At 53.8% G+C, this 20,408-nt stretch carries 17 protein-coding genes; 6 read left to right on the top strand and 11 right to left on the bottom strand.

What is annotated here, in order from left to right:
- Positions 1 to 26: 26 nt before the first annotated feature.
- Entirely contained in the window at positions 27 to 827 is an 801-nt protein-coding gene (nagB, locus tag FOC35_RS02710) for a glucosamine-6-phosphate deaminase (RefSeq protein ID WP_039897998.1), read from the bottom strand.
- A gap of 335 nt (positions 828 to 1,162) precedes the next feature.
- Here nagB and nagE point away from each other — a divergent pair, with 335 nt between their 5' ends.
- From nagE to chiQ, 4 genes are all read left to right on the top strand, one after another.
- Positions 1,163 to 3,187 carry an N-acetylglucosamine-specific PTS transporter subunit IIBC gene (gene nagE / locus FOC35_RS02705; RefSeq protein ID WP_039897999.1) on the top strand — a complete coding sequence of 675 codons (2,025 nt, stop codon included), beginning with the start codon at positions 1,163 to 1,165 and terminating at the stop codon, positions 3,185 to 3,187.
- A gap of 177 nt (positions 3,188 to 3,364) precedes the next feature.
- The gene (gene glnS / locus FOC35_RS02700) at positions 3,365 to 5,032 is read left to right on the top strand and encodes a glutamine--tRNA ligase (RefSeq protein WP_172568068.1); all 1,668 of its coding nucleotides are present in this window, start codon (positions 3,365 to 3,367) and stop codon (positions 5,030 to 5,032) included.
- A gap of 463 nt (positions 5,033 to 5,495) precedes the next feature.
- The gene (gene chiP / locus FOC35_RS02695) at positions 5,496 to 6,902 is read left to right on the top strand and encodes a chitoporin (RefSeq protein ID WP_172568067.1); all 1,407 of its coding nucleotides are present in this window, start codon (positions 5,496 to 5,498) and stop codon (positions 6,900 to 6,902) included.
- A gap of 45 nt (positions 6,903 to 6,947) precedes the next feature.
- Complete coding sequence (chiQ, locus tag FOC35_RS02690) at positions 6,948 to 7,274, top strand: ChiQ/YbfN family lipoprotein (protein WP_172568066.1); 327 nt, start codon at positions 6,948 to 6,950, stop codon at positions 7,272 to 7,274.
- A 98-nt stretch (positions 7,275 to 7,372) separates the two neighbouring features.
- Here chiQ and fur read toward each other — a convergent pair whose 3' ends face one another.
- The 4 genes from fur to ybfF form a co-directional block, all read right to left on the bottom strand.
- Positions 7,373 to 7,825 carry a ferric iron uptake transcriptional regulator gene (gene fur, locus FOC35_RS02685; protein ID WP_172568065.1) on the bottom strand — a complete coding sequence of 151 codons (453 nt, stop codon included), beginning with the start codon at positions 7,823 to 7,825 and terminating at the stop codon, positions 7,373 to 7,375.
- Positions 7,826 to 8,104: 279 nt separating this feature from the next.
- A complete protein-coding gene (fldA, locus tag FOC35_RS02680; RefSeq protein WP_016535382.1) occupies positions 8,105 to 8,635 on the bottom strand; it encodes a flavodoxin FldA in 531 nt (176 codons plus the stop codon).
- 179 nt (positions 8,636 to 8,814) lie between these two features.
- Positions 8,815 to 9,093 (bottom strand): LexA regulated protein, encoded by a 279-nt coding sequence (ybfE, locus tag FOC35_RS02675; protein WP_039899144.1) that lies wholly within the window; start codon positions 9,091 to 9,093, stop codon positions 8,815 to 8,817.
- A 132-nt stretch (positions 9,094 to 9,225) separates the two neighbouring features.
- Positions 9,226 to 10,002 carry an esterase gene (gene ybfF / locus FOC35_RS02670; protein ID WP_172568064.1) on the bottom strand — a complete coding sequence of 259 codons (777 nt, stop codon included), beginning with the start codon at positions 10,000 to 10,002 and terminating at the stop codon, positions 9,226 to 9,228.
- Between the two features lie 174 nt (positions 10,003 to 10,176).
- Here ybfF and seqA point away from each other — a divergent pair, with 174 nt between their 5' ends.
- Together seqA and pgm are read left to right on the top strand one after the other, a co-directional pair.
- Positions 10,177 to 10,722 carry a replication initiation negative regulator SeqA gene (gene seqA / locus FOC35_RS02665; RefSeq protein ID WP_172568063.1) on the top strand — a complete coding sequence of 182 codons (546 nt, stop codon included), beginning with the start codon at positions 10,177 to 10,179 and terminating at the stop codon, positions 10,720 to 10,722.
- A 27-nt stretch (positions 10,723 to 10,749) separates the two neighbouring features.
- Positions 10,750 to 12,393 carry a phosphoglucomutase (alpha-D-glucose-1,6-bisphosphate-dependent) gene (gene pgm / locus FOC35_RS02660; RefSeq protein ID WP_172568062.1) on the top strand — a complete coding sequence of 548 codons (1,644 nt, stop codon included), beginning with the start codon at positions 10,750 to 10,752 and terminating at the stop codon, positions 12,391 to 12,393.
- A gap of 43 nt (positions 12,394 to 12,436) precedes the next feature.
- Here pgm and potE read toward each other — a convergent pair whose 3' ends face one another.
- The 6 genes from potE to kdpD all read right to left on the bottom strand — a co-directional run bounded on the left by potE (position 12,437) and on the right by kdpD (position 20,403).
- Entirely contained in the window at positions 12,437 to 13,756 is a 1,320-nt protein-coding gene (gene potE / locus FOC35_RS02655) for a putrescine-ornithine antiporter (RefSeq protein ID WP_016535387.1), read from the bottom strand.
- Positions 13,757 to 13,788: 32 nt separating this feature from the next.
- Positions 13,789 to 15,948, bottom strand: coding sequence for an ornithine decarboxylase SpeF (speF, locus tag FOC35_RS02650; protein ID WP_016535388.1), 2,160 nt, complete (start codon positions 15,946 to 15,948; stop codon positions 13,789 to 13,791).
- A gap of 276 nt (positions 15,949 to 16,224) precedes the next feature.
- Positions 16,225 to 16,329: a leader peptide SpeFL gene (speFL, locus tag FOC35_RS02645; RefSeq protein ID WP_115586272.1), complete on the bottom strand. Its 105-nt coding sequence runs from the start codon at positions 16,327 to 16,329 to the stop codon at positions 16,225 to 16,227.
- Positions 16,330 to 16,576: 247 nt separating this feature from the next.
- The gene (locus FOC35_RS02640; protein WP_038474634.1) at positions 16,577 to 17,005 is read right to left on the bottom strand and encodes an EamA family transporter; all 429 of its coding nucleotides are present in this window, start codon (positions 17,003 to 17,005) and stop codon (positions 16,577 to 16,579) included.
- Between the two features lie 36 nt (positions 17,006 to 17,041).
- Positions 17,042 to 17,719, bottom strand: coding sequence for a two-component system response regulator KdpE (gene kdpE / locus FOC35_RS02635; RefSeq protein WP_016535391.1), 678 nt, complete (start codon positions 17,717 to 17,719; stop codon positions 17,042 to 17,044).
- Positions 17,716 to 20,403 (bottom strand): two-component system sensor histidine kinase KdpD, encoded by a 2,688-nt coding sequence (gene kdpD / locus FOC35_RS02630; RefSeq protein WP_172568061.1) that lies wholly within the window; start codon positions 20,401 to 20,403, stop codon positions 17,716 to 17,718. Before kdpD ends, kdpE begins: the two co-directional genes overlap by 4 nt.
- Between the last annotated feature and the right edge of the window lie 5 nt (positions 20,404 to 20,408).

Here is a 20,408-nt window from a genome sequence, read left to right as displayed (position 1 = left end):
ATCCTACCCCCGGTAATAACTAAAACTTAAAGACCTTTGATGTTTTCTGCTTCCAGCTCGTTGAAATATTTCAACGTTTTCACTTTCAGCTCCATGGTGGACGGCTCATCACATACGATAACCGCCTTCGGATGCAACTGCAGGCAGGTAATGGTCCACATGTGGTTAACGTTGCCTTCAACCGCGGCCTGCAGCGCCAGCGCTTTCACGCCGCCGAGCACCAGAATCATCACTTCTTCTGCATCAAGCAGCGTGCCCACGCCCACGGTCAGCGCATATTTTGGAACCTGAGTCACGTCGCCGCCGAAGAAGCGGGAGTTTGCCACACGGGTGTCATGGGTCAGGGTTTTAATGCGAGTGCGGGAAGAGAGCGAAGAAGCCGGTTCGTTGAACGCGATGTGGCCGTCGTTGCCCACGCCGCCCATGAACAGGTTGATTTTGCCGTAAGAGCGGATCTTTTCTTCGTAACGGCGGCATTCCGCGTCAACATCTTCAGCATTGCCGTTCAGCAGGTTGATGTTTTCCGCTGGGATATCAACGTGATCAAAGAAGTTGCGGTGCATGAAAGTATAATAACTTTCCGGGTGCTCCTTCGGCAGACCTACGTATTCGTCCATATTGAACGTGACGACGTTCTTAAAGCTAACCTGGCCTGCTTTATGCATCTCTACCAGAGCTTTGTAAGCTTCCAGCGGGGTGCCGCCGGTTGGCAGACCTAATACGAACGGACGGTCCGCGGTCGGTTTGAATGCATTAATGCGGTTTACAATATGGCGAGCTGCCCATTTGCCGACCTGAGCCGGGGTAGCCAGGGGAATCAGTCTCATCATTCACCTCGTAAGTTAAGAGTAAAATTTGGGTTGGCTGAATCGATCTTGATAAAGCATAAGGGTAAACCACTTTTATCCTGAACAAACAGGGATCAATCCGCCTTGATTTTTTGAATCATAAAATAAGTTTTCGGAGATAGCCAGTAACAGGGGAGGGGATTAGCGATATTTGGTGATAAATGTCACAAAAAAGGTGCGTTTAATTTGCGGTACGAATTAATTTTTTTCACACTTCAGCGTGTGATGTAAAAGTCGCCGTACATTCAAGGTTGTTAAGACAATAATAAACACTGCTTGAGCGAGCCTTAACGGGGTCTCATAGGGGGAATAAAGTGAGTATTCTAGGTTATCTACAACGCGTGGGCCGCGCACTTATGGTGCCCGTGGCTACACTGCCAGCAGCAGCAATATTAATGGGGGTTGGTTACTGGATTGACCCAGTTAGTTGGGGTGGAGACAACGCGTTAGCGGCACTCTTCATTAAATCCGGTTCCGCAATCATTGATCACATGTCCGTACTGTTCGCCATCGGTGTGGCTTACGGTATGTCTAAAGATAAAGACGGCGCAGCAGCGCTGACCGGCTTTGTTGGCTTCCTGGTTCTGACCACCCTCTGCTCACCGGCAGCGGTTGCAATGATTCAGAAAATCCCGGCGGATCAGGTTCCGGCGGCATTTGGTAAAATTGAAAACCAGTTTGTGGGTATTCTGGTCGGTATTATCTCTGCGGAACTGTACAACCGCTTCAGCGGCGTTGAGCTGCCGAAAGCGCTGTCGTTCTTCAGCGGTCGCCGTCTGGTGCCGATCCTCACCTCTTTCCTGATGATCCTCGTTGCGTTCATCATGATGTACGTCTGGCCGATGATCTTCGATGGCCTGGTGAACTTTGGTGAGCACATTCAGAAACTCGGTTCTGCGGGCGCAGGCATCTATGCGTTCTTCAACCGTCTGCTGATCCCGGTTGGTCTGCACCACGCCCTGAACTCCGTGTTCTGGTTCGACGTTGCGGGCATTAACGACATTCCTAACTTCCTGGGGGGCGCTCAGTCCATCGAAGCAGGTAAAGCGGTTGTCGGTATCACCGGTCGTTACCAGGCTGGCTTCTTCCCGATTATGATGTTCGGCCTGCCGGGCGCAGCGCTTGCCATCTACCACTGTGCACGTCCTGAAAACAAAGCGAAAGTTGCCGGTATTATGATGGCTGCTGCTTTTGCCGCGTTCTTCACCGGTATCACCGAACCGCTGGAATTCTCCTTCATGTTCGTTGCGCCGGTTCTGTACGTTATCCACGCTTTCCTGACCGGTATCTCCGTATTTATCGCGGCAAGCATGCACTGGATTGCAGGTTTCGGCTTCTCCGCAGGCCTGGTGGATATGGTGCTTTCTTCCCGTAACCCGCTGGCAACCCACTGGTGGATGCTTATCCCGCAGGGCCTGGTGTTCTTCGTTATTTACTACGTGGTGTTCCGCTTCACTATCACCAAATTCAACCTGCTGACTCCGGGTCGCGAGCTGGCGGTTGCCGGTGACGAAGCCGATGGCCAGGATGTGAACGTGAGCGGCGATGCTAACCAGGACGTTTCTGGTCTGGCTCGTCAGTACATCTCTGCCGTGGGTGGCTCTGCTAACCTGACCGGCATTGATGCCTGTATCACTCGTCTGCGTCTGAACGTTAAAGACTCTTCCGTAGTCAATGAAGCGCTGGCTAAGCGCCTGGGTGCGACGGGCGTTATCCGCCTGAACAAAACCAGCGTGCAGATAATCGTCGGCTTTGCCGCAGAAAAAATTGCTAACGCAATGAAAACTGCGGGCACCGTAGAAGCTGCTGCCCCGGTTGCCGGCGCTGCGCCACAGGCTGCTGCTAAACCGCAGGCCGTGCCTAATGCTACCAGCGTGACTATTGCCACTCTGGTTTCTCCGGTCACCGGCGAAGTGGTTGAACTTGAGCAGGTTCCTGACGAAGCGTTTGCCAGCAAAGCCGTTGGCGATGGCGTAGCCGTTAAGCCAACTGATAAAACCGTCGTCTCTCCGGCGGCCGGTACTATCGTGAAAATCTTCAACACCAACCACGCTTTCTGCCTCGAAACCGAAAAAGGCGCTGAGATTGTGGTTCACATGGGCATCGATACTGTTGCTCTGGGTGGAAAGGGCTTTACTCGCCTGGTGGAAGAGGGCGCTGAAGTGGTTGCAGGCCAGCCGATTCTGGAAATGGATCTTGATTTCCTGAACGCTAACGCCCGCTCCATGATTAGCCCGGTAGTTTGCAGCAACATCGACGACTTCAGCGGTCTGGTTATCCAGGCTAAAGGTCAGGTTGTTGCCGGTCAAACGCCGCTGTATGAGATTAAAGGCAAATAATCGCTCCTGAGTAAGCTATTGTGCCTGAGCGGCTGACGGAAATCGTCAGCCGCTTTTTTATTGCCTGTGATTTGCCGCTGATTGATAACCCTAATTAATGCAACTAAAGGTTGTTTCCCGAGGCCGCTTATTAGATCATGCACCGTTAACTAAGGTACACGCTTTGAGGAACCCGCGATGAGTGAGGCTGAAGCCCGCCCAACTAACTTTATTCGTCAGATTATTGATGAAGACCTGGCGAACGGTAAGCACACCAGTATTTGCACCCGTTTTCCGCCTGAGCCAAACGGCTATCTGCATATTGGCCATGCCAAGTCTATTTGCCTGAACTTTGGCATTGCCCAGGACTACCAGGGGCAGTGCAACCTGCGTTTCGATGACACTAACCCGGTAAAAGAAGACATCGAATACGTTGAGTCTATTAAGCACGACGTTGAATGGCTGGGCTTCCACTGGTCCGGTAACGTCCGTTACTCCTCAGACTATTTCGACCAGCTGTTTAATTATGCCGTTGAGCTAATTAATAAAGGACTGGCCTATGTCGATGAGCTAAGCCCTGAGCAAATTCGCGAATACCGCGGCAGCCTGACCGCGCCGGGTAAAAACAGCCCGTTCCGCGACCGCAGCGTTGAGGAAAACCTCGCGCTGTTTGAGAAAATGCGTAACGGCGAGTTCGCCGAGGGTACTGCGTGCCTGCGTGCAAAAATCGATATGGCTTCGCCGTTTATCGTGATGCGCGATCCGGTTCTGTACCGCATTAAATTTGCCGAGCACCACCAGACCGGCAGCAAGTGGTGCATCTACCCGATGTACGACTTTACCCACTGCATTTCCGATGCGCTGGAAGGCATTACTCATTCGCTGTGTACGCTGGAATTCCAGGATAACCGTCGCCTGTATGACTGGGTGCTGGATAACATCACCATTCCTGCTCACCCGCGCCAGTATGAGTTCTCTCGCCTGAACCTCGAATACGCCATCATGTCGAAGCGTAAGCTGAACCTGCTGGTGACCGAGAAGATTGTTGAAGGCTGGGATGACCCGCGTATGCCGACGATTTCCGGCCTGCGTCGCCGCGGCTATACCGCCGCTTCTATCCGTGAGTTCTGCAAACGCATTGGCGTGACCAAGCAGGATAACACCGTAGAAATGGCCGCCCTGGAGTCCTGCATTCGTGATGACCTGAACGAGAACGCACCGCGCGCGATGGCGGTTCTCGATCCGGTTAAAGTTATCATCACTAACTACCCTCAGGGCCAGGAAGAGACGGTGACCATGCCGAATCATCCGAATAAACCTGAAATGGGCAGCCGTCAGGTGCCGTTCAGCGGCGAGGTTTACATTGACCGCGCTGACTTCCGCGAAGAAGCGAACAAGCAGTACAAGCGCCTGGTGCTGGGTAAAGAAGTTCGCCTGCGCAATGCGTACGTGATTAAAGCAGAACGCGTAGAAAAAGATGCGGAAGGCAATATCACCGAACTGTACTGCACCTACGATCAGGAAACCCTGAGCAAAGATCCTTCTGACGGGCGTAAAGTTAAGGGTGTTATTCACTGGGTTAGCGCCGCGCACGCGCTGCCGGTGGAAATCCGTCTGTACGATCGCCTGTTCAGCGTGGCTAACCCGGGCGCGGCGGAAGATTTCCTGGCGACCATCAACCCTGAGTCGCTGGTTATCAAGCAGGGCTTCGTTGAGCCAAGCCTGCAAACTGCGGAAAAAGGCAAGGCCTACCAGTTTGAGCGCGAAGGCTACTTCTGCCTCGATAGCCGCTACACCACGGCGGAAAAACTGGTGTTTAACCGCACCGTTGGTCTGCGCGATACCTGGGCGAAAGTCGGCGAGTAACCGCCCATTATCGCTTCACCAAAACGCCGCTTTATGCGGCGTTTTTTCTTTCTGAAAACACTCCTTTAACCATTCATACACATTCGCGTTGCGAATTAATTCTCATTTACAGAGCCTGAAAATACCCTCTTTTTTATTCCTATTTCTCCCGTAATCTTCTGACACATATAATGAAAGCGCTCTCAAAAGTTTTTTATATGGCTAATCAATGAAATGAAGGATGAAGAATCCGCTGTGTGAAATTGTTACAAATGCACATAGATTATGTGCTCTCTGTCATACTCCAGGAAATCTCTCATACAAAGTCATTGATAATTCGCGTCGCGAAAAATAGTCTATGAGCAGCAGTAATGCGGGTGAGTAATGTAAAAACCGCTTTTTAGCCGTCAGGCAATTTTACTTTTTTCGTCCATGGCGCTTTTCACGTCAGGCGATGATTTTTACGTCAAAGAGGAATTTAACTATGCGTACGTTTAGTGGCAAACGTAGTGCGCTTGCTCTTGCTGTTGCAAGCGTTACCGCTCTTTCAGGCTTTGTTGTTGCTCCGCAGGTTAGCGCGGCTGGCTTTGTTGATGACTCAACGCTGACCGGGGGCGTCTATTACTGGCAACGTGAGCGCGACCGTAAAGATGTAGCTGACGGCAAATACAAAACCAACCTGTCACACTCCACCTGGAACGCCAACCTCGACTTCCAGTCCGGCTATGCGGCCGATATGTTTGGTCTCGATATTGCGGCATTCACCGCGATTGAAATGGCTGAAGATAGTGCCAGCGGCCACCCGAACGAAATCGCTTTCTCTTCCAAAAATAAAGGCTACAGCGAAGATTATTCCGGCGATAAGAGCGGGATCAGTCTCTATAAGGCCGCGGCTAAATTTAAATATGGCCCGGTTTGGGCGCGTGCGGGTTACATCCAGCCAACCGGCCAGACCCTGCTGGCTCCGCACTGGAGCTTTATGCCGGGTACCTATCAGGGTGCTGAAGCCGGTGCTGCCTTTGACTATGGCGATGCGGGCGCGCTGAGCTTCTCCTACATGTGGACCAACGAGTACAAGGCTCCATGGCACCTGGAAACGGATAAGTTCTATCAGAACGACAAAAAGACCAAAGTCGACTATCTGCACTCCATCGGCGCGAAGTATGACTTCAAAAACGATCTGATTCTGGAAGGCGCATTCGGCCAGGCCCAGGGCTTCGTTGACCAGTACTTTGCTAAAGCCAGCTACAAATTTGATGTTGCAGGCAGCCCGCTGAGCACCAGCTACCAGTTCTACGGCACCCGCGATAAAGCCAGCAATAACACCATCAACGATATTTACGACGGCACCGCATGGCTGCAGGCGCTGACCTTTGGCTATAAAGTAGGCCAGGTTGACCTGCGTCTCGAAGGAACCATGGTTAAGGCAGAAGGCCAGCAGGGGTACTTCCTACAGCGTATGACCCCAACCTATGCTTCCTCCAACGGCCGTCTCGACGTGTGGTGGGATAACCGCTCTGACTTCAACGCCAACGGCGAAAAAGCGGTATTCTTCGGCGCAATGTACGACCTGAGCAACTGGAACCTGCCGGGTTGGGCAGTGGGTGGCTCCTATGTCTATGCATGGGATGCGAAACCATCTACCTGGGCGCTTGATGCTGCCGGTAACCGTCAGGATCTTGCGGCCAACAAAATCAAAGAGTCTTCTTACAGTCTGGACGCGATGTACACCGTGCAGGAAGGTCGTGCTAAAGGCACGCTGTTCAAACTTCACTTTACCCAGTACGACAACCACTCAGACATCCCAAGCTGGGGCGGTGGTTACGGCAACATGTTCCAGGATGAGCGTGACGTGAAATTCATCGTTATCGCACCATTCACCATCTTCTGATGTGAAACCGGGCGCGAAAGCGCCCGATTTTGATAAGGATAGAATATGAAAAAGATTCTGCTGGTTACCGCCGTAGCCTTTAGCCTGTCCGCCTGCGTTCAGCCTGCGGCTCCGAAGGAAGACTCACGCCTGAAGCAGGCCTATAGCGCCTGTATCAATACTGCGGAAGGTAACCCGGATAAAATTGAAGCCTGCCAGAGCGTGCTGAACGTGCTGCGCCAGGAAAAACAGCACCAGGTCTTTGCCGAGAAGGAAACGGTTAACGTGCTGGATTACCAGAAATGCATCCAGGCCAGAAAAAGCGGCAATGACGAAGCGGCAAAAGTACGCTGCGACAAAATTTGGCAGGAAATTCGCGCCAACAACGGCTAAGGCTTTACTTTCTTTAGTCGATAAAAAAACCGGTGAAGCGATTCACCGGTTTTTGTTTTTTTGAACGCCGCCGTCAGAGCAGCGTTTTCTAAAGCGATTTACTTATCTTTAGGCGCGTGAGCGTTTTCGTCTTCGCGGCAGTCGCCTTCAGCGCAGTGCCCGTACAGATACAGGCTATGGTTGGTCAGGCGAATACCGTGACGAGCGGCAATTTCACGCTGGCGCAACTCGATGGAGTCATCGCTGAATTCAATCACTTTACCGCAGTCGAGGCAGATAAGGTGATCGTGGTGATGCTGCTGGGTCAGTTCAAAAACGGACTTGCCGCCTTCAAAATTATGACGGGTCACGATCCCGGCATCGTCAAACTGGTTCAGCACGCGGTAGACCGTCGCCAGGCCAATCTCTTCGCCCATATCGATCAGTCGTTTATATAAGTCTTCCGCGCTGACGTGATGATTTACCGGCTCTTGCAGCACTTCAAGGATTTTTAATCGCGGAAGCGTGACTTTCAAGCCGGCCTTCTTTAATGCGGTATTGTTGTCAGTCATGCGGAAATTGTCCTGTTGCTTAACGATTCGCTCAAACTGCAGTGAGCGTTAAGAGTAATGCGTCTCATTATAGAACTGCTGCTTCTAAATGGGAACCGCAAGTATGGTGCAAAATAAGGCTGAAAAATCGTGGCGGCGTCGCCATTTACAGTAATTATCAGCCAAGCTATCAGGAAGACATTGTACAGGGATGTACGAGAAAGTTACAAACTTGTAGCAATTATTTTCATTGCTGCAATCTATCAAGATGGCGCAAATTCATCATTTGCGCCATTGAAATCAGGCGTTAATGATATCGGCCAGATTCAGCTCTTCAGAAACCTGCTTAACCCACTTTTCAACGCGTTCTGCGGTCAGTTCTGGCTGGCGGTCTTCGTCAATCGCAAGGCCAACAAAGTGGTCGTCATCCGCGAGGCCTTTGGAGGCTTCGAAGTGGTAGCCTGCGGTTGGCCAGTGGCCAACAATCGCCGCGCCGCGCGGTTCAATGATGTCGCGGATGGTGCCGAGCGCGTCGCAGAAGTATTCTGCATAATCTTCCTGGTCGCCGCAGCCGAACAGCGCAACCAGCTTGCCGTTGAAATCGACTTCTTCGAGGGTTGGGAAGAAATCATCCCAGTCGCACTGGGCTTCGCCGTAGTACCAGGTTGGAATGCCGAGCAACAGAATGTCGAAACCTTCGAGATCTTCTTTGCTGCTTTTAGCAATGTCACGCACCTCAGCAACTTCTTTACCGAGCTGTTTTTGAATCATTTTCGCGATATTTTCGGTGTTACCGGTGTCGCTGCCGAAAAAAATGCCTACGATTGCCATGAGTAAAATAACCTCTTGAAACTAAATAGTATGCCGGCCGTTAAATGCCCACGTATAGGGCAATCATAGCAGAACAGAATCGCCAGCGGAAACAGCTATCACGCCCTGGTGCACAGTCTGCAACATGGTTTCGCTCACCGTTTTATGATTTCAGATTTCTCGAAGCGCGTACAAAGCGCTTAAGCCAGCTTTTTGAGCTGCTCGAGCAACATCTCTTCGATAAGCTCACTACGGCTAATATTACGCGCGTCGGCAAGCTGGTTGAGGGCGTCGACCGCATCGTTGTTCAGTTTTAGCTCTACCCGCTTCAAACCACGCACTTTATCGCGCTTTAGCTGGTTGCGTTTATTGATACGCAGCTGCTCATCGCGCGAGAGCGGATTGGTTTTAGGCCGCCCGGGGCGACGCTCGTCCGCGAACAGATCTAATGTAGTACGGTCCGTTTGTTCTTTTGCCATGATTAGGATACTGACAGGGAATTCTGGCTGCAGGGGCAGGGTGCCGGTGCAATTAAGCGCGCCATCATACATCAGCGCGCCATTCGCGCCAACGCGTTAGCGACTTCTGCGTCCCGGTCGTTCTGTTTTTAATCAGTTTTTCGCATCAGCGTCGATAAATCGGTGAATTGCGCGCAAAACCGCATCCGGTTTCTCGGCGTGGACCCAGTGTCCGGCTCCGGCAATCACATGGGCGTGGGCCAGAGGGAACTGCCTTAACAGCTCTTCCCGATGACTTTCGTCAACATAAGGCGAGTCGCCGCCGCGAATAAACAGCGCCGGTTTCTGCCAGGCAGGTATCGGCTGCCAGCCGACAATATGATCATATTGTTGCCAGAGCACCGGAACGTTGAACTTCCAGTCGCCGTCGGCAAAGGATTTCAGCAGGAACTGAATAACGCCCTCTTCGGCAATGTGCTCACGCATTATTTGAGCGGCCTGCTGGCGCGTTTTCACGCCTGCTTCGGTTACCGCGCGGATCCCGGCGAAAATCTCGTCGTGACGGCGAACGTGGTAATTGACAGGTGCAATGTCGATAATCACCAGCTTATCAATGCGCTGGGGGGCAATCGCGCTTAAGGCCATCACCACTTTGCCGCCCATCGAGTGGCCGATGAACGTTGCTTTTTCTATGTTATAAGCGTCGAGCGTGTCGATGACGTCCTGCGCCATTGCGGCATAGCTCATGTCATCGCTGCGCGGTGAAAGTCCGTGGTTGCGCAGATCTATCTGCAAAAGGGTGTGATCCTTGCCCAAATCCCGCGCCAGTATGCCAAGGTTGTCGAGGCTGCCGAACAGGCCGTGGATCAGCACGATAGGGGAATTGCTATTCGATTGTTGCGCAGTTTGCAGGCGAGCATTTAATTTCATGGCAAAGTTCTTTATTTTGGGGCGTTTGGTTAGGGTATTATGTTGGCATTCCTGCGGGCGTGCGGCAAATATTCAGTTTACTCTGACTTTAAGCCGCCCCTCCTGTTCGCTGTTGGGATTTGCCCCTATAATCCCAACGACTTGTATTCAGAAAAGATATCGTACTGGATTAAGATGAAAACAATCGAAGTTGATGACGAGCTTTATCGCTACATTGCCAGCCAAACCAAGCATATTGGCGAAAGCGCGTCCGACATTTTACGGCGTATGCTCAAATTTAGCGCCGGACAAACTCCAGCAGTTACCCCTACACCTGCCGCCGCGGAGCGCCCGGCGCCCGTTGTCGAAGAGAAACCGGCTAATACCGCCCGCAATCGCGTTCGCGCGGTGCGTGAGCTGCTGCTATCCGACGAATACGCCGCCCAGAATAAGGCCGTTAACCGCTTTATGATGGTGCTCTCCACGCTTTATCAACTGGATGCAAAAACCTTCGGCGAAGCTACTGAATCGCTGCATGGCCGCACCCGGGTTTACTTTGCCGGTAACGAGCAAACGCTGCTGGCAAGCGGCAATCAAACCAAGCCGAAACATGTTCCGGGCACCCCGTACTGGGTGATAACCAACACGAATACGGATCGTAAACGCAGCATGGTTGAACACATCATGCAGTCAATGCAGTTCCCTGCGGAGCTGATTGAAAAGGTTTGCGGCACTATTTAAAAACCTGGCGTCAGTAAGGAAAAGCCAATGGCTAACCACGACCGTGCGGGTCAACCTGCACAACAGAGCGATTTGATTAACGTAGCCCAGCTTACGGCGCAGTATTACGTGCTGAAACCTGAGGTGGGTAATAGTGAACACGCGGTGAATTTCGGCACCTCCGGCCACCGCGGCAGTGCGGCTCGTCACAGCTTTAACGAGCCTCATATTCTGGCGATTGCTCAGGCCATCGCTGAGGAACGCGCTAAAAACGGGATAACCGGCCCGTGCTATGTGGGTAAAGATACCCACGCGCTTTCCGAACCTGCGTTTATCTCCGTGCTGGAAGTGCTGGCCGCCAACGGCGTGGACGTGATTGTCCAGCAGGACAACGGCTATACCCCGACGCCTGCTATCTCCAACGCGATTCTGGTGCATAACAAGAAAGCCGGCCCTCAGGCGGACGGGATTGTGATTACGCCATCCCATAACCCGCCGGATGACGGCGGCATTAAATACAACCCGCCAAACGGTGGCCCGGCCGATACCAACGTCACTAAAGTCGTTGAGGACAGAGCCAATGCGCTGCTGGCCGACGGTCTGAAAGGCGTGAAGCGTATTTCCCTGGATAAAGCATGGGCCAGCGGCCACGTTAAAGAGCTGGACCTGGTTCAGCCGTTTATCGAAGGGCTGGTGGACATCGTTGATATGGCCGCCATCCAGAAAGCGGGCCTCAAGCTGGGCGTTGACCCACTCGGCGGCTCCGGGATTGAATACTGGCACCGCATCGCAAAACACTACAATCTTGACCTGACCATCGTTAACGATCAGGTCGACCAGACCTTCCGCTTTATGCATCTCGATAAAGACGGCGCAATCCGCATGGACTGCTCCTCCGAATGCGCGATGGCGGGCCTGCTTGCGCTGCGCGATAAGTTCGACCTGGCGTTTGCCAACGATCCTGACTATGACCGTCACGGGATCGTAACGCCTGCTGGCCTGATGAACCCTAACCATTATCTGGCCGTGGCTATTAACTACCTGTTCCAGCATCGCCCGCAGTGGGGCAAAGAGGTGGCGGTAGGCAAAACCCTGGTTTCTTCCGCGATGATCGACCGCGTGGTAGAAGATTTGGGCCGCAAGCTGGTGGAAGTCCCGGTGGGTTTCAAATGGTTTGTGGACGGCCTGTTCGACGGCAGCTTTGGCTTCGGCGGCGAAGAGAGTGCGGGGGCATCTTTCCTGCGCTTTAACGGCACGCCGTGGTCTACCGATAAAGACGGCATCATCATGTGCCTGCTGGCGGCCGAAATTACCGCCGTAACCGGCAAAAATCCGCAGCAGCATTATGACGAACTGGCCGCACGCTTTGGCGCGCCGAGCTACAACCGCATTCAGGCTCCTGCGACCTCCGCGCAGAAGGCCGCGTTGTCTAAGCTGTCTCCTGAAATGGTCAGCGCGGATACGCTGGCTGGTGACCCAATCACCGCTCGTCTGACTGCGGCTCCGGGCAATGGGGCTTCTATCGGCGGCCTGAAGGTGATGACCGAAAACGGCTGGTTCGCCGCCCGTCCTTCCGGCACCGAAGACGCCTACAAGATTTACTGCGAAAGCTTCCTGGGCGCGGAACACCGCGAGCAGATAGAGAAAGAAGCGGTAGAGATTGTCAGCGAAGTGCTGAAGAACGCGAAGTAAAAGTAACATGAAAAAAGGGAGCGAATTATCGCTCCCTTTTTTATCAGATGTGCCTGTCGGTTAATTCAAAACGCGGCGACACCAGGCCGTATAACGTCCAGCCCAGGAACGTCACCATCGCACCATACAGCATCGCCTCCTGCCCGGAAGAGTAAAGCGCATAGAAGCTGTAAATCGCGCCAATCAGGGCAATTATATTCGCCATCCTCGCTTTACCTGCCTCTACCTTCGCCAGTTTCTGAATAATCACCAGCGCCGCCATCGACAGAATATAAGGGATGATGTTGGTCACCACCGCCAGATTAACCAGCACGTTGAACTGTTTGTTCAGCGAAGGGCTGATGGTCATCAGCGACAGCAGGCTCTGGAAGACTACAATCGTCAGCATGCCTTTTACCGGGGCATCAGCCTTTGACAAGCGGGAGAAGATTTTCGGGAAGTAGCCTTCATCGGCGGATGATTTAAACACCTGCGCGATGGTGAACTGCCAGCCGAGCAGCGAGCCGCAGCACGACATGACCATCAGCCCCATAATCACCTTCCCGACCGTCGGGTTAAACATCTGGGCAAAGGCCACGCCAAACGGTGCCGTGGAGTTGGCGATATCCACGTTTGGCACAATCCCGGCTATCACGTTGGTTGAGACAATATAAATCACCGCTGCGCCCAGCGTGCCGCCCATTACGGCAATCGGGACGTTGCGTTCCGGGTTCTCCACTACATCGGTATTGGCGCAGGCGGACTCCAGCCCCAGGAAGGCCCACAGCGTCATGGCGATAGACGAGCCGACGGCCTCGAAGAACGGAACCTGGTGCGGGTTCCACGACTCGGCATACAGGGAAGGGCTGAACCAGAACCAGCCGATTATCGACAGCCCAAGCACCGGGATTATGACGCCCCAGACGGTAATGCTGCTCAACTGCCCGGTTATACGTGCTCCGCCGAAGTTGGCGACGGTACAAATCCACAGTACGCAGATAGTGGCGATAGCAATTTGCACCGGAGACAGTATCGCGCCGAACAGTTCGCTGCCGTAGCCCACCGCCGAAATGGCAATCGCGACGTTCGCAATCAGCAGCGATACCCCGTAGGTGTAGTTGGCCATAAAGTTGCCGGATTTGCCGAAAGCGTATTCGGCATACCCTCCCATACCGCCGGATTTGCGGCTAAACATCCCGCATTTGGCAAAGGCGTAGGCCAGCGCCATCGAACCGACGGCGGTAACCAGCCAGGAGATAATCGAGATAGTCCCGACTTCTGCCAGCTTGGTGGGCAGCATAATAATGCCCGAGCCCATCATGTTTACCGTGGTGAGGATAGTCAGCTGCACCACGCCCATCTTGTTGCTTTTTTGCGTTGCCATAATCAAAGTCTCAACGTGAAAGTGGTGGAAAATTAGCGTTTCAGCACATAACTCCAGACGCGTTTACGTCCGTCGCACTCTTCGATGTACACGCCCTGCAATTCCGGTGCGAAGCCGGGAAGCTGGTTAATACCGTCCTCCAGCGCCTGGAAATAGTGCTGTACAGAACCGCCCCAGATTTCCCCCGGCACTACGCACAGCACCCCCGGCGGGTATGGCAGGGCGCCTTCCGCGGCAATACGGCCTTCCACCTCGCTTAGCGGCACCAGCTCCACCTCACCGCGTACAAACGCAAGGTTTGCCTGCTGAGGATTCATCGCAACGCGTGGGAAGTGGTCGTGGCGGAACATCTCTTTTTGCAGTTGTTTCACGTTGAGGCTGGCGTACAGGTCGTGCATTTCCTGGCACAGCTGGCGCAGGGTGTAGCCTTCGTAACGTTCCTGGTACTGGCGATATAAAGACGGGAGAACATCGGCGAGCGGGGCATCGGTTTCCAGCAAATGCTCAAAGCGCACCAGGTGGGCCACCAGATGTTGCATTTTTGCCATGTCTTCCGCCGGGGTGAGCAGGAACAGGATAGAGTTCAGGTCGCACTTCTCGGGCACGATGCTGTTTTCGCGCAGGTAGTTAGCGAGGATGGTGGCGGGAACGCCAAAGGCCTCATATTCGCCGGTTGTGGCATTAATGCCCGGCGTTGTGAGAAGCAGCTTGCAGGGGTCTACAAAATATTGATGTTCGGCATAGCCTTCGAAGGCGTGCCAGCGTTCTCCGGGCACGAAGTGGAAGAAGCGCAGATCGTTGGCAATTTCCTCGGTTTCGAATGATTCCCACGGTTTGCCGTCTACCAGCACCGGTACAAACGGGCGCAGGTATTTGCAGCTTTTCAGCAACAGTTTGCGTGTATCGATCCCGGTTTCCACGCAGTTCATCCACATGCGTTTGCCACTTTCGCCTTCGTGCATTCTGGCGTTGACGTCCAGCGCGGCAAACAGAGGATAAAACGGGCTGGTTGAAGCGTGCATCATAAAGGCGTTATTCATGCGTTTATGGTTAACGTAGCGTGCCTGGCCTTTGATATGGCTATCTTTTTTGTGGATCTGGGAGGTTTGTGAGAAACCAGCCTGCTGCTTATGCACCGACTGCGTAACCAAAATCCCCGGATCGTTTTCATCCAGCTCGAGCAGCAGCGGCGAGCAGGCTTCCATCATCGGAATAAACTGCTCATAGCCCACCCAGGCCGAGTCAAACAGGATGTAGTCGCAAAGATGCCCGATCTTATCAACCACCTGGCGCGCGTTATACACCGTGCCGTCATAGGTGCCGAGCTGGATAACCGCCAGGCGGAAGGGGCGTTGTTCGCGGGCGCGGTTTGGCGCTACCGCTTCGATTTGCTCACGCAGGTAACGCTCTTCAAAGCAGTGCGCGTCAATGCCGCCGATAAAGCCATACGGGTTGCGGGCGGTTTCCAGATAAACCGGCGTCGCACCGGCCTGAATTAATGCGCCATGGTGATTCGATTTATGGTTATTACGATCGAATAAAACTAAATCTCCCGGCGTCAACAGCGCGTTTAATACGACTTTATTTGATGAAGAGGTTCCGTTAAGTACGAAATAAGTTTTGTCGGCATTAAAAACTTTAGCCGCGTGCTGTTGCGCGGTACTTGGCGCACCTTCGTGAATAAGCAGATCGCCCATTGAAACGTCGGCATTACATAAGTCAGAACGGAACAGCGTTTCGCCAAAGAAATTAACGAACTGATTGCCGGTAGGATGACGGCGGAAAAATTGGCCACCTTGGTGTCCCGGGCAATCAAAAGCACTGTTTCCCTGTTCGACATAATTAACCATGGCATCGAAAAATGGCGGGCGTAAACCTTTTTCATATTTTTCTGCCGCGGCTTCCAGCTGGCGGCCATAATATTCAGCCTTGGTTTCACTGGGTTCGAAAATGCCGGTGATGCGGGAGTAATATTCCTCCGGGATCATTTCATTCTCGTTAATCGCAACAAACACGGGCAGGCCAAAGCCGGTCTGCTCTATCTGCTCCACGATGCCGCTGTACAGGTCGGGCACGGACAGCACGGCGGCGGCCACGTCGATGAAATCAGTGGACGATAAATTGACGATTTCTCTCCCGGTAGTAAAGCAGTCGGGGCAATTACGATTAAGCGCGATTTTTAAAGATTGCATAATATAACCTTTATTTCAGATAAAGTTGTCCTTCAATTGCTAATAGCTCAGCAATTGTGGGTGGGCTGGAAAATGACAATGGCGTGTCGCTGACACAATAATAATGGTCAGTGGGTCAGGTCATTTTTTTGAATAATAAAATCCCGACGGCCCAGCAGCCGCGAATAAAAAGATTTTATTTTGTTGCTGACGAAATTAGACGCAGGTTACTGGCCACCCAAAATTAATCGGGTAACGGAGATAACAAGGCTAATGCAGTGTCAGCTATCTGAAAGGTTATAGAGCGTTAAAGAAGTGGAAGTCGAAACAGCTGCGGTGGGAAACCATCATAATATGCGTCGTGCGCCTGATATGAGGCATAACCCGATTGTTGTTTTCCATTTGATTTTCCTTTTATGTAAAGGTAGCGCCATTTTATCTGGCGAAAAGCCTTTTACTGTGAGCTTTATCAACAAATCAAAGGAGAAACAGAAATAAAAATTCATGGGTTATGCATAACGTAGTGAATAGGTTTGCATAAAGATCTAATGGTAGTGGAATTGTTTATTATATGTTGTTGATTGTGGTGAAATGATCTGATTTCAATAAGTTAGGAGGGAGAGCGCCCTGAGGCGCCCGAGAGAAGAGTTTAGCCCAGAGCAACCATCAAACCGCCGCAGGCGATCAGCGCCACGCCGATACCGGCAATCAGCGAAACTTTCTCGCCGAAAAAAATCACCGCCAGGATCACGGCAAACACCACGCTTAGCTTGTCTATCGGCGCAACCTTAGAGACTTCGCCGTTTTTAATCGCCATAAAGTAAAACAGCCACGAAAGGGCTCCGGCCACGCCGCTCAGCAGAATAAACAGCAGCGCTTTTTTGTCGGCAAACACCGTGCTGACCAGATTCATTTTGCCCTGAACCACCACCACACCGACCAGAAATAGCGCCATTACTACGGCGCGAACGGCCGTAGCGGTATTGGCATCCAGATGCTGCAAACCAACTTTACCAAAAATAGCTACCAGCGCCGCCGTGGCGGCAGATAGCAGGGCATACATTAACCATGCGCTCATAAAAGGCTCCTCTTGAACGGACAAGAGGTTACTCTTTCACAGCATAAAACGGTAGCCGATGCCGGTTTCGGTGAGCAGGTGGCGGGGACGAGCGGGATCGTTTTCCAGCTTCTGACGCAGGTGGCCCATATAGATACGCAGATAGTGGCTGTGCTCCACCGCGTTGGGGCCCCAGACCTGGTTAAGCAACTGGCGCTGGGTCAGCACTTTTCCGTGGTTGTTAAGCAGCGTCGCCAGCAGGCGGAATTCTATTGGGGTAAGGTGAATTTCCTCTTCGCCGCGGGTGATGCGGCGCGAGGAGAGATCGACCGTGATGGCAGAAAATTGATAAACAGGATCGGGCTGAACGATGCTGGCGTGGCGACGCAGAGCCACCCGCAGCCGGGCCTGAAGCTCGCCGATGCCAAAGGGCTTGCTGAGAAAATCATCGGCACCCGCGTCCAGCGCGGCGATTTTTGCCTGCTCGTCGCTGCGTGCCGACAAAACGATAATCGGGGTCTGGCTCCACTGGCGGAAATCGCGAATAAAATCGATGCCGTCGCCGTCCGGCAGGCCAAGATCCAGAATCACCAGATCCGGCTTGCGGGTTGCCGCTTCGATCAGGCCGCGCTGTAGGGTTTCGGCATCAAACACGCGTAACGATTCGTCTTCCAGCGCGGTACGCAGAAAGCGGCGGATCTCTTTTTCATCCTCAATTATCAGAACCGTTGTCACAGCGCCTCAATCATTTCAGGGAGTTCGGGGGGAGGCGATAAAGGTAGCACAACGTGGAAGCTGGCACCGCCTTCAGGGCGGTTAAGCGCATAAATTGTGCCGCCGTGAACTTCAACAATCGCCCGGCAGATGGCCAGCCCCAGGCCCACGCCCGGAATAGCCGACTCTTTGTTACCGCGGGCAAATTTATCAAAAATCAGCAGCTCTTTACCAGCCGGAATACCCGGCCCGCTGTCCCAGACTTCCAGGTCGAGCTTCTGCGCCGCCGCCGTTGCCTTGATGCCTATCTCCGCTTTGTAGCCCGCATATTTGGCCGCATTCTCCAGGAGATTAATCAGCACCCGCTCGAACAGCGGGCCATCGACTTCTATCAGCATTAACGGATCGGGCATATTTAGCGTAATGTGGCGGCCGCCAGGGTCCGGTTCGAGCATCTTCAACGCGCTGCCGATCACCTCTTCAAGCGTCAGCCACTCTTTACGCAGGTTAAAGCCGCCCGACTGAATGCGCGCCATATCCAGCAGATTATTCACAAGCCTCGTGGTATTGAGCACATGCTGACGTATCTCATTGGCCTGAGGCGCATGCTTTGACCCTTCGCTGGCTAAATCCAGGGTTAAAATTTCGGCCTGGCCGAACAGCACGGTCAGCGGAGTGCGCAGATCGTGAGAGAGCGCCGCCAGCAGCGAGTTGCGTATTTGCTCGCGTTCGCTTGAAAGGCGGGCCTGCTCTTCGCTTGCGGTCAGCAGCAGCCTGTCCAGGGCGGTGGCAACCAGCAGGGTAAATGTTTCCAGCAGGCGCTGCTGCTCGGGGATCATCAGCTGGCGTAGGTTTTCCGGCTCTACTACCAGCAGCCCAAGCGTGCGCTCGGTAGTGCTCAGCGGCAGGATGCGGTAAGGCACGCCCGGTAATGTGTCGGTTCCCGCGCCGGCAGGCTGCCCCTTATCAAAGCTCCAGCGCGCAATCGCTTCATCCCACTGGGCTGGCTCGCCTTCGGCGGCAATGCGGCTCAGCTTGCCATGCTCGTCCGGCAGCAACAGCAGGCTGCGGGCCTGGAAAGTGTTGTTGATGAACTGCACGCTGGTGGCGGCTACTTCCTGCGGCGTGCGGTCGTCCGCCAGCGCTTTAGACATTTCGTAAAGATGGCGGGTACGTTGTTCCCGGTAGCGGGCTATTCGCGCCTGGTAGCGCACCCCTGCTGTGAGATTACCAATCACCAGCCCGACGGTAAGCATGACGCCAAAGGTCAGCAGGTACTGAACGTCGGAAACCGCCAGCGTGCCGCGCGGGGCAATAAAGAACAAATCAAAGCTGATGACGTTAACTATCGTTGCCAGCACCGAAGGCCAGCGGCCATAGAACAGGGCGACGATAACCACGCCCAGCAGGTAGATCATTACCAGGTTTGCGGCGTCGAACGCCACCAGCCACTGATTGGCAATAAAAGTGATAAACGCGCACAGCACCACCGCAACAATGCAGCCTCGCAGCTGGATCCGCCATTTTTCGCTTATCGAGCGCATGTCCGGCGCTCTCACAGGAGAAGGGGCGGGTTTTTCATCCAGCGCGACGATGACTAAATCAAGATCGGGTGCGCGTTTAGCAAGCCGGTCGGCAAAAGAGGTGCGGTGCCACCAGCGGCGCGTGGTATGGCGGCCGATGATAATTTTGCCAAGATTGTGCTCGCGGGCGTAGCGCAGCACCGCTTTCTCTTCGTTGGGATCGGCGAGAGTCACTGTTTCAGCGCCTAACTCCTGGGCCAGCCGCAGTGCGCCGAGGATTGACCTGCGCTGGTTTTCCGGCAGCCGGTGCAGTTGCGGGGTTTCAACATAAACGGCGTGCCAGACGCTGCCGAGCTTGGCCGCGAGGCGGGCGGCGGTGCGCACCAGCTTTTCATTTCCGGCGCTGTGGCCGATGCAAAGCAGGATGGCGTCCCGGGTATGCCAGACTTTCTCCTGCCCCTGGTTATCACGCCAGGCGCGCATCTGGTCATCAACCCTGTCTGCGGTGCGGCGCAGTGCCAGCTCGCGCAGGGCAATCAGGTTGCCTTTACGGAAGAAATGTTCGATTGCACGCTCGGCCTGGCCGGAAATATAAACTTTGCCTTCGTGCAGGCGCTGGCGAAGGTCGTCCGGGGGTAAGTCCACCAGCACGACTTCATCGGCGGCGTCGAAAATCGGGTCCGGCACGGTTTCACGAACCTGAATGCCGGTTACGCCGCCAACCACGTCGTTGAGGCTTTCCAGATGCTGGACGTTGACCGAAGTCAGCACGTCAATACCCGCTTCCAGTAGCTCTTCAACATCCTGCCAGCGTTTGGGATGGCGGGAGCCAGGCGCATTACTGTGCGCCAGTTCGTCCATCAGGATCAGGGCAGGGCTGCGGGCGAGGGCGGCGTCGAGGTCAAACTCCTGAACCAGACGCCCCCGGTGATGAATACGACGAGGGGGCTGAATACTCAGCCCCTTAAGAAGTTCGGCGGTTTCCTGGCGGCCGTGGGTTTCAACCACGCCCACCAGGACATCGAGGCCCTGCGCCCGCAGGCGCTGCGCCTCCTGAAGCATGGCGTAGGTTTTCCCGACGCCCGCGCAGGCGCCGAAGAAAATTTTCAGTTTCCCACGCGGCTGGCGATTCACTTTCTCCAGCAGTTTGTCGGGGTTGGGGCGCAGCGGCTCCTCGGTCATAACGC

Source organism: Cedecea sp. FDAARGOS_727 (assembly GCF_012273235.1).
Classification (GTDB): Bacteria; Pseudomonadota; Gammaproteobacteria; order Enterobacterales; family Enterobacteriaceae; genus Cedecea; species Cedecea davisae.
This window is presented reverse-complemented; position numbering and strand designations above follow the sequence as displayed.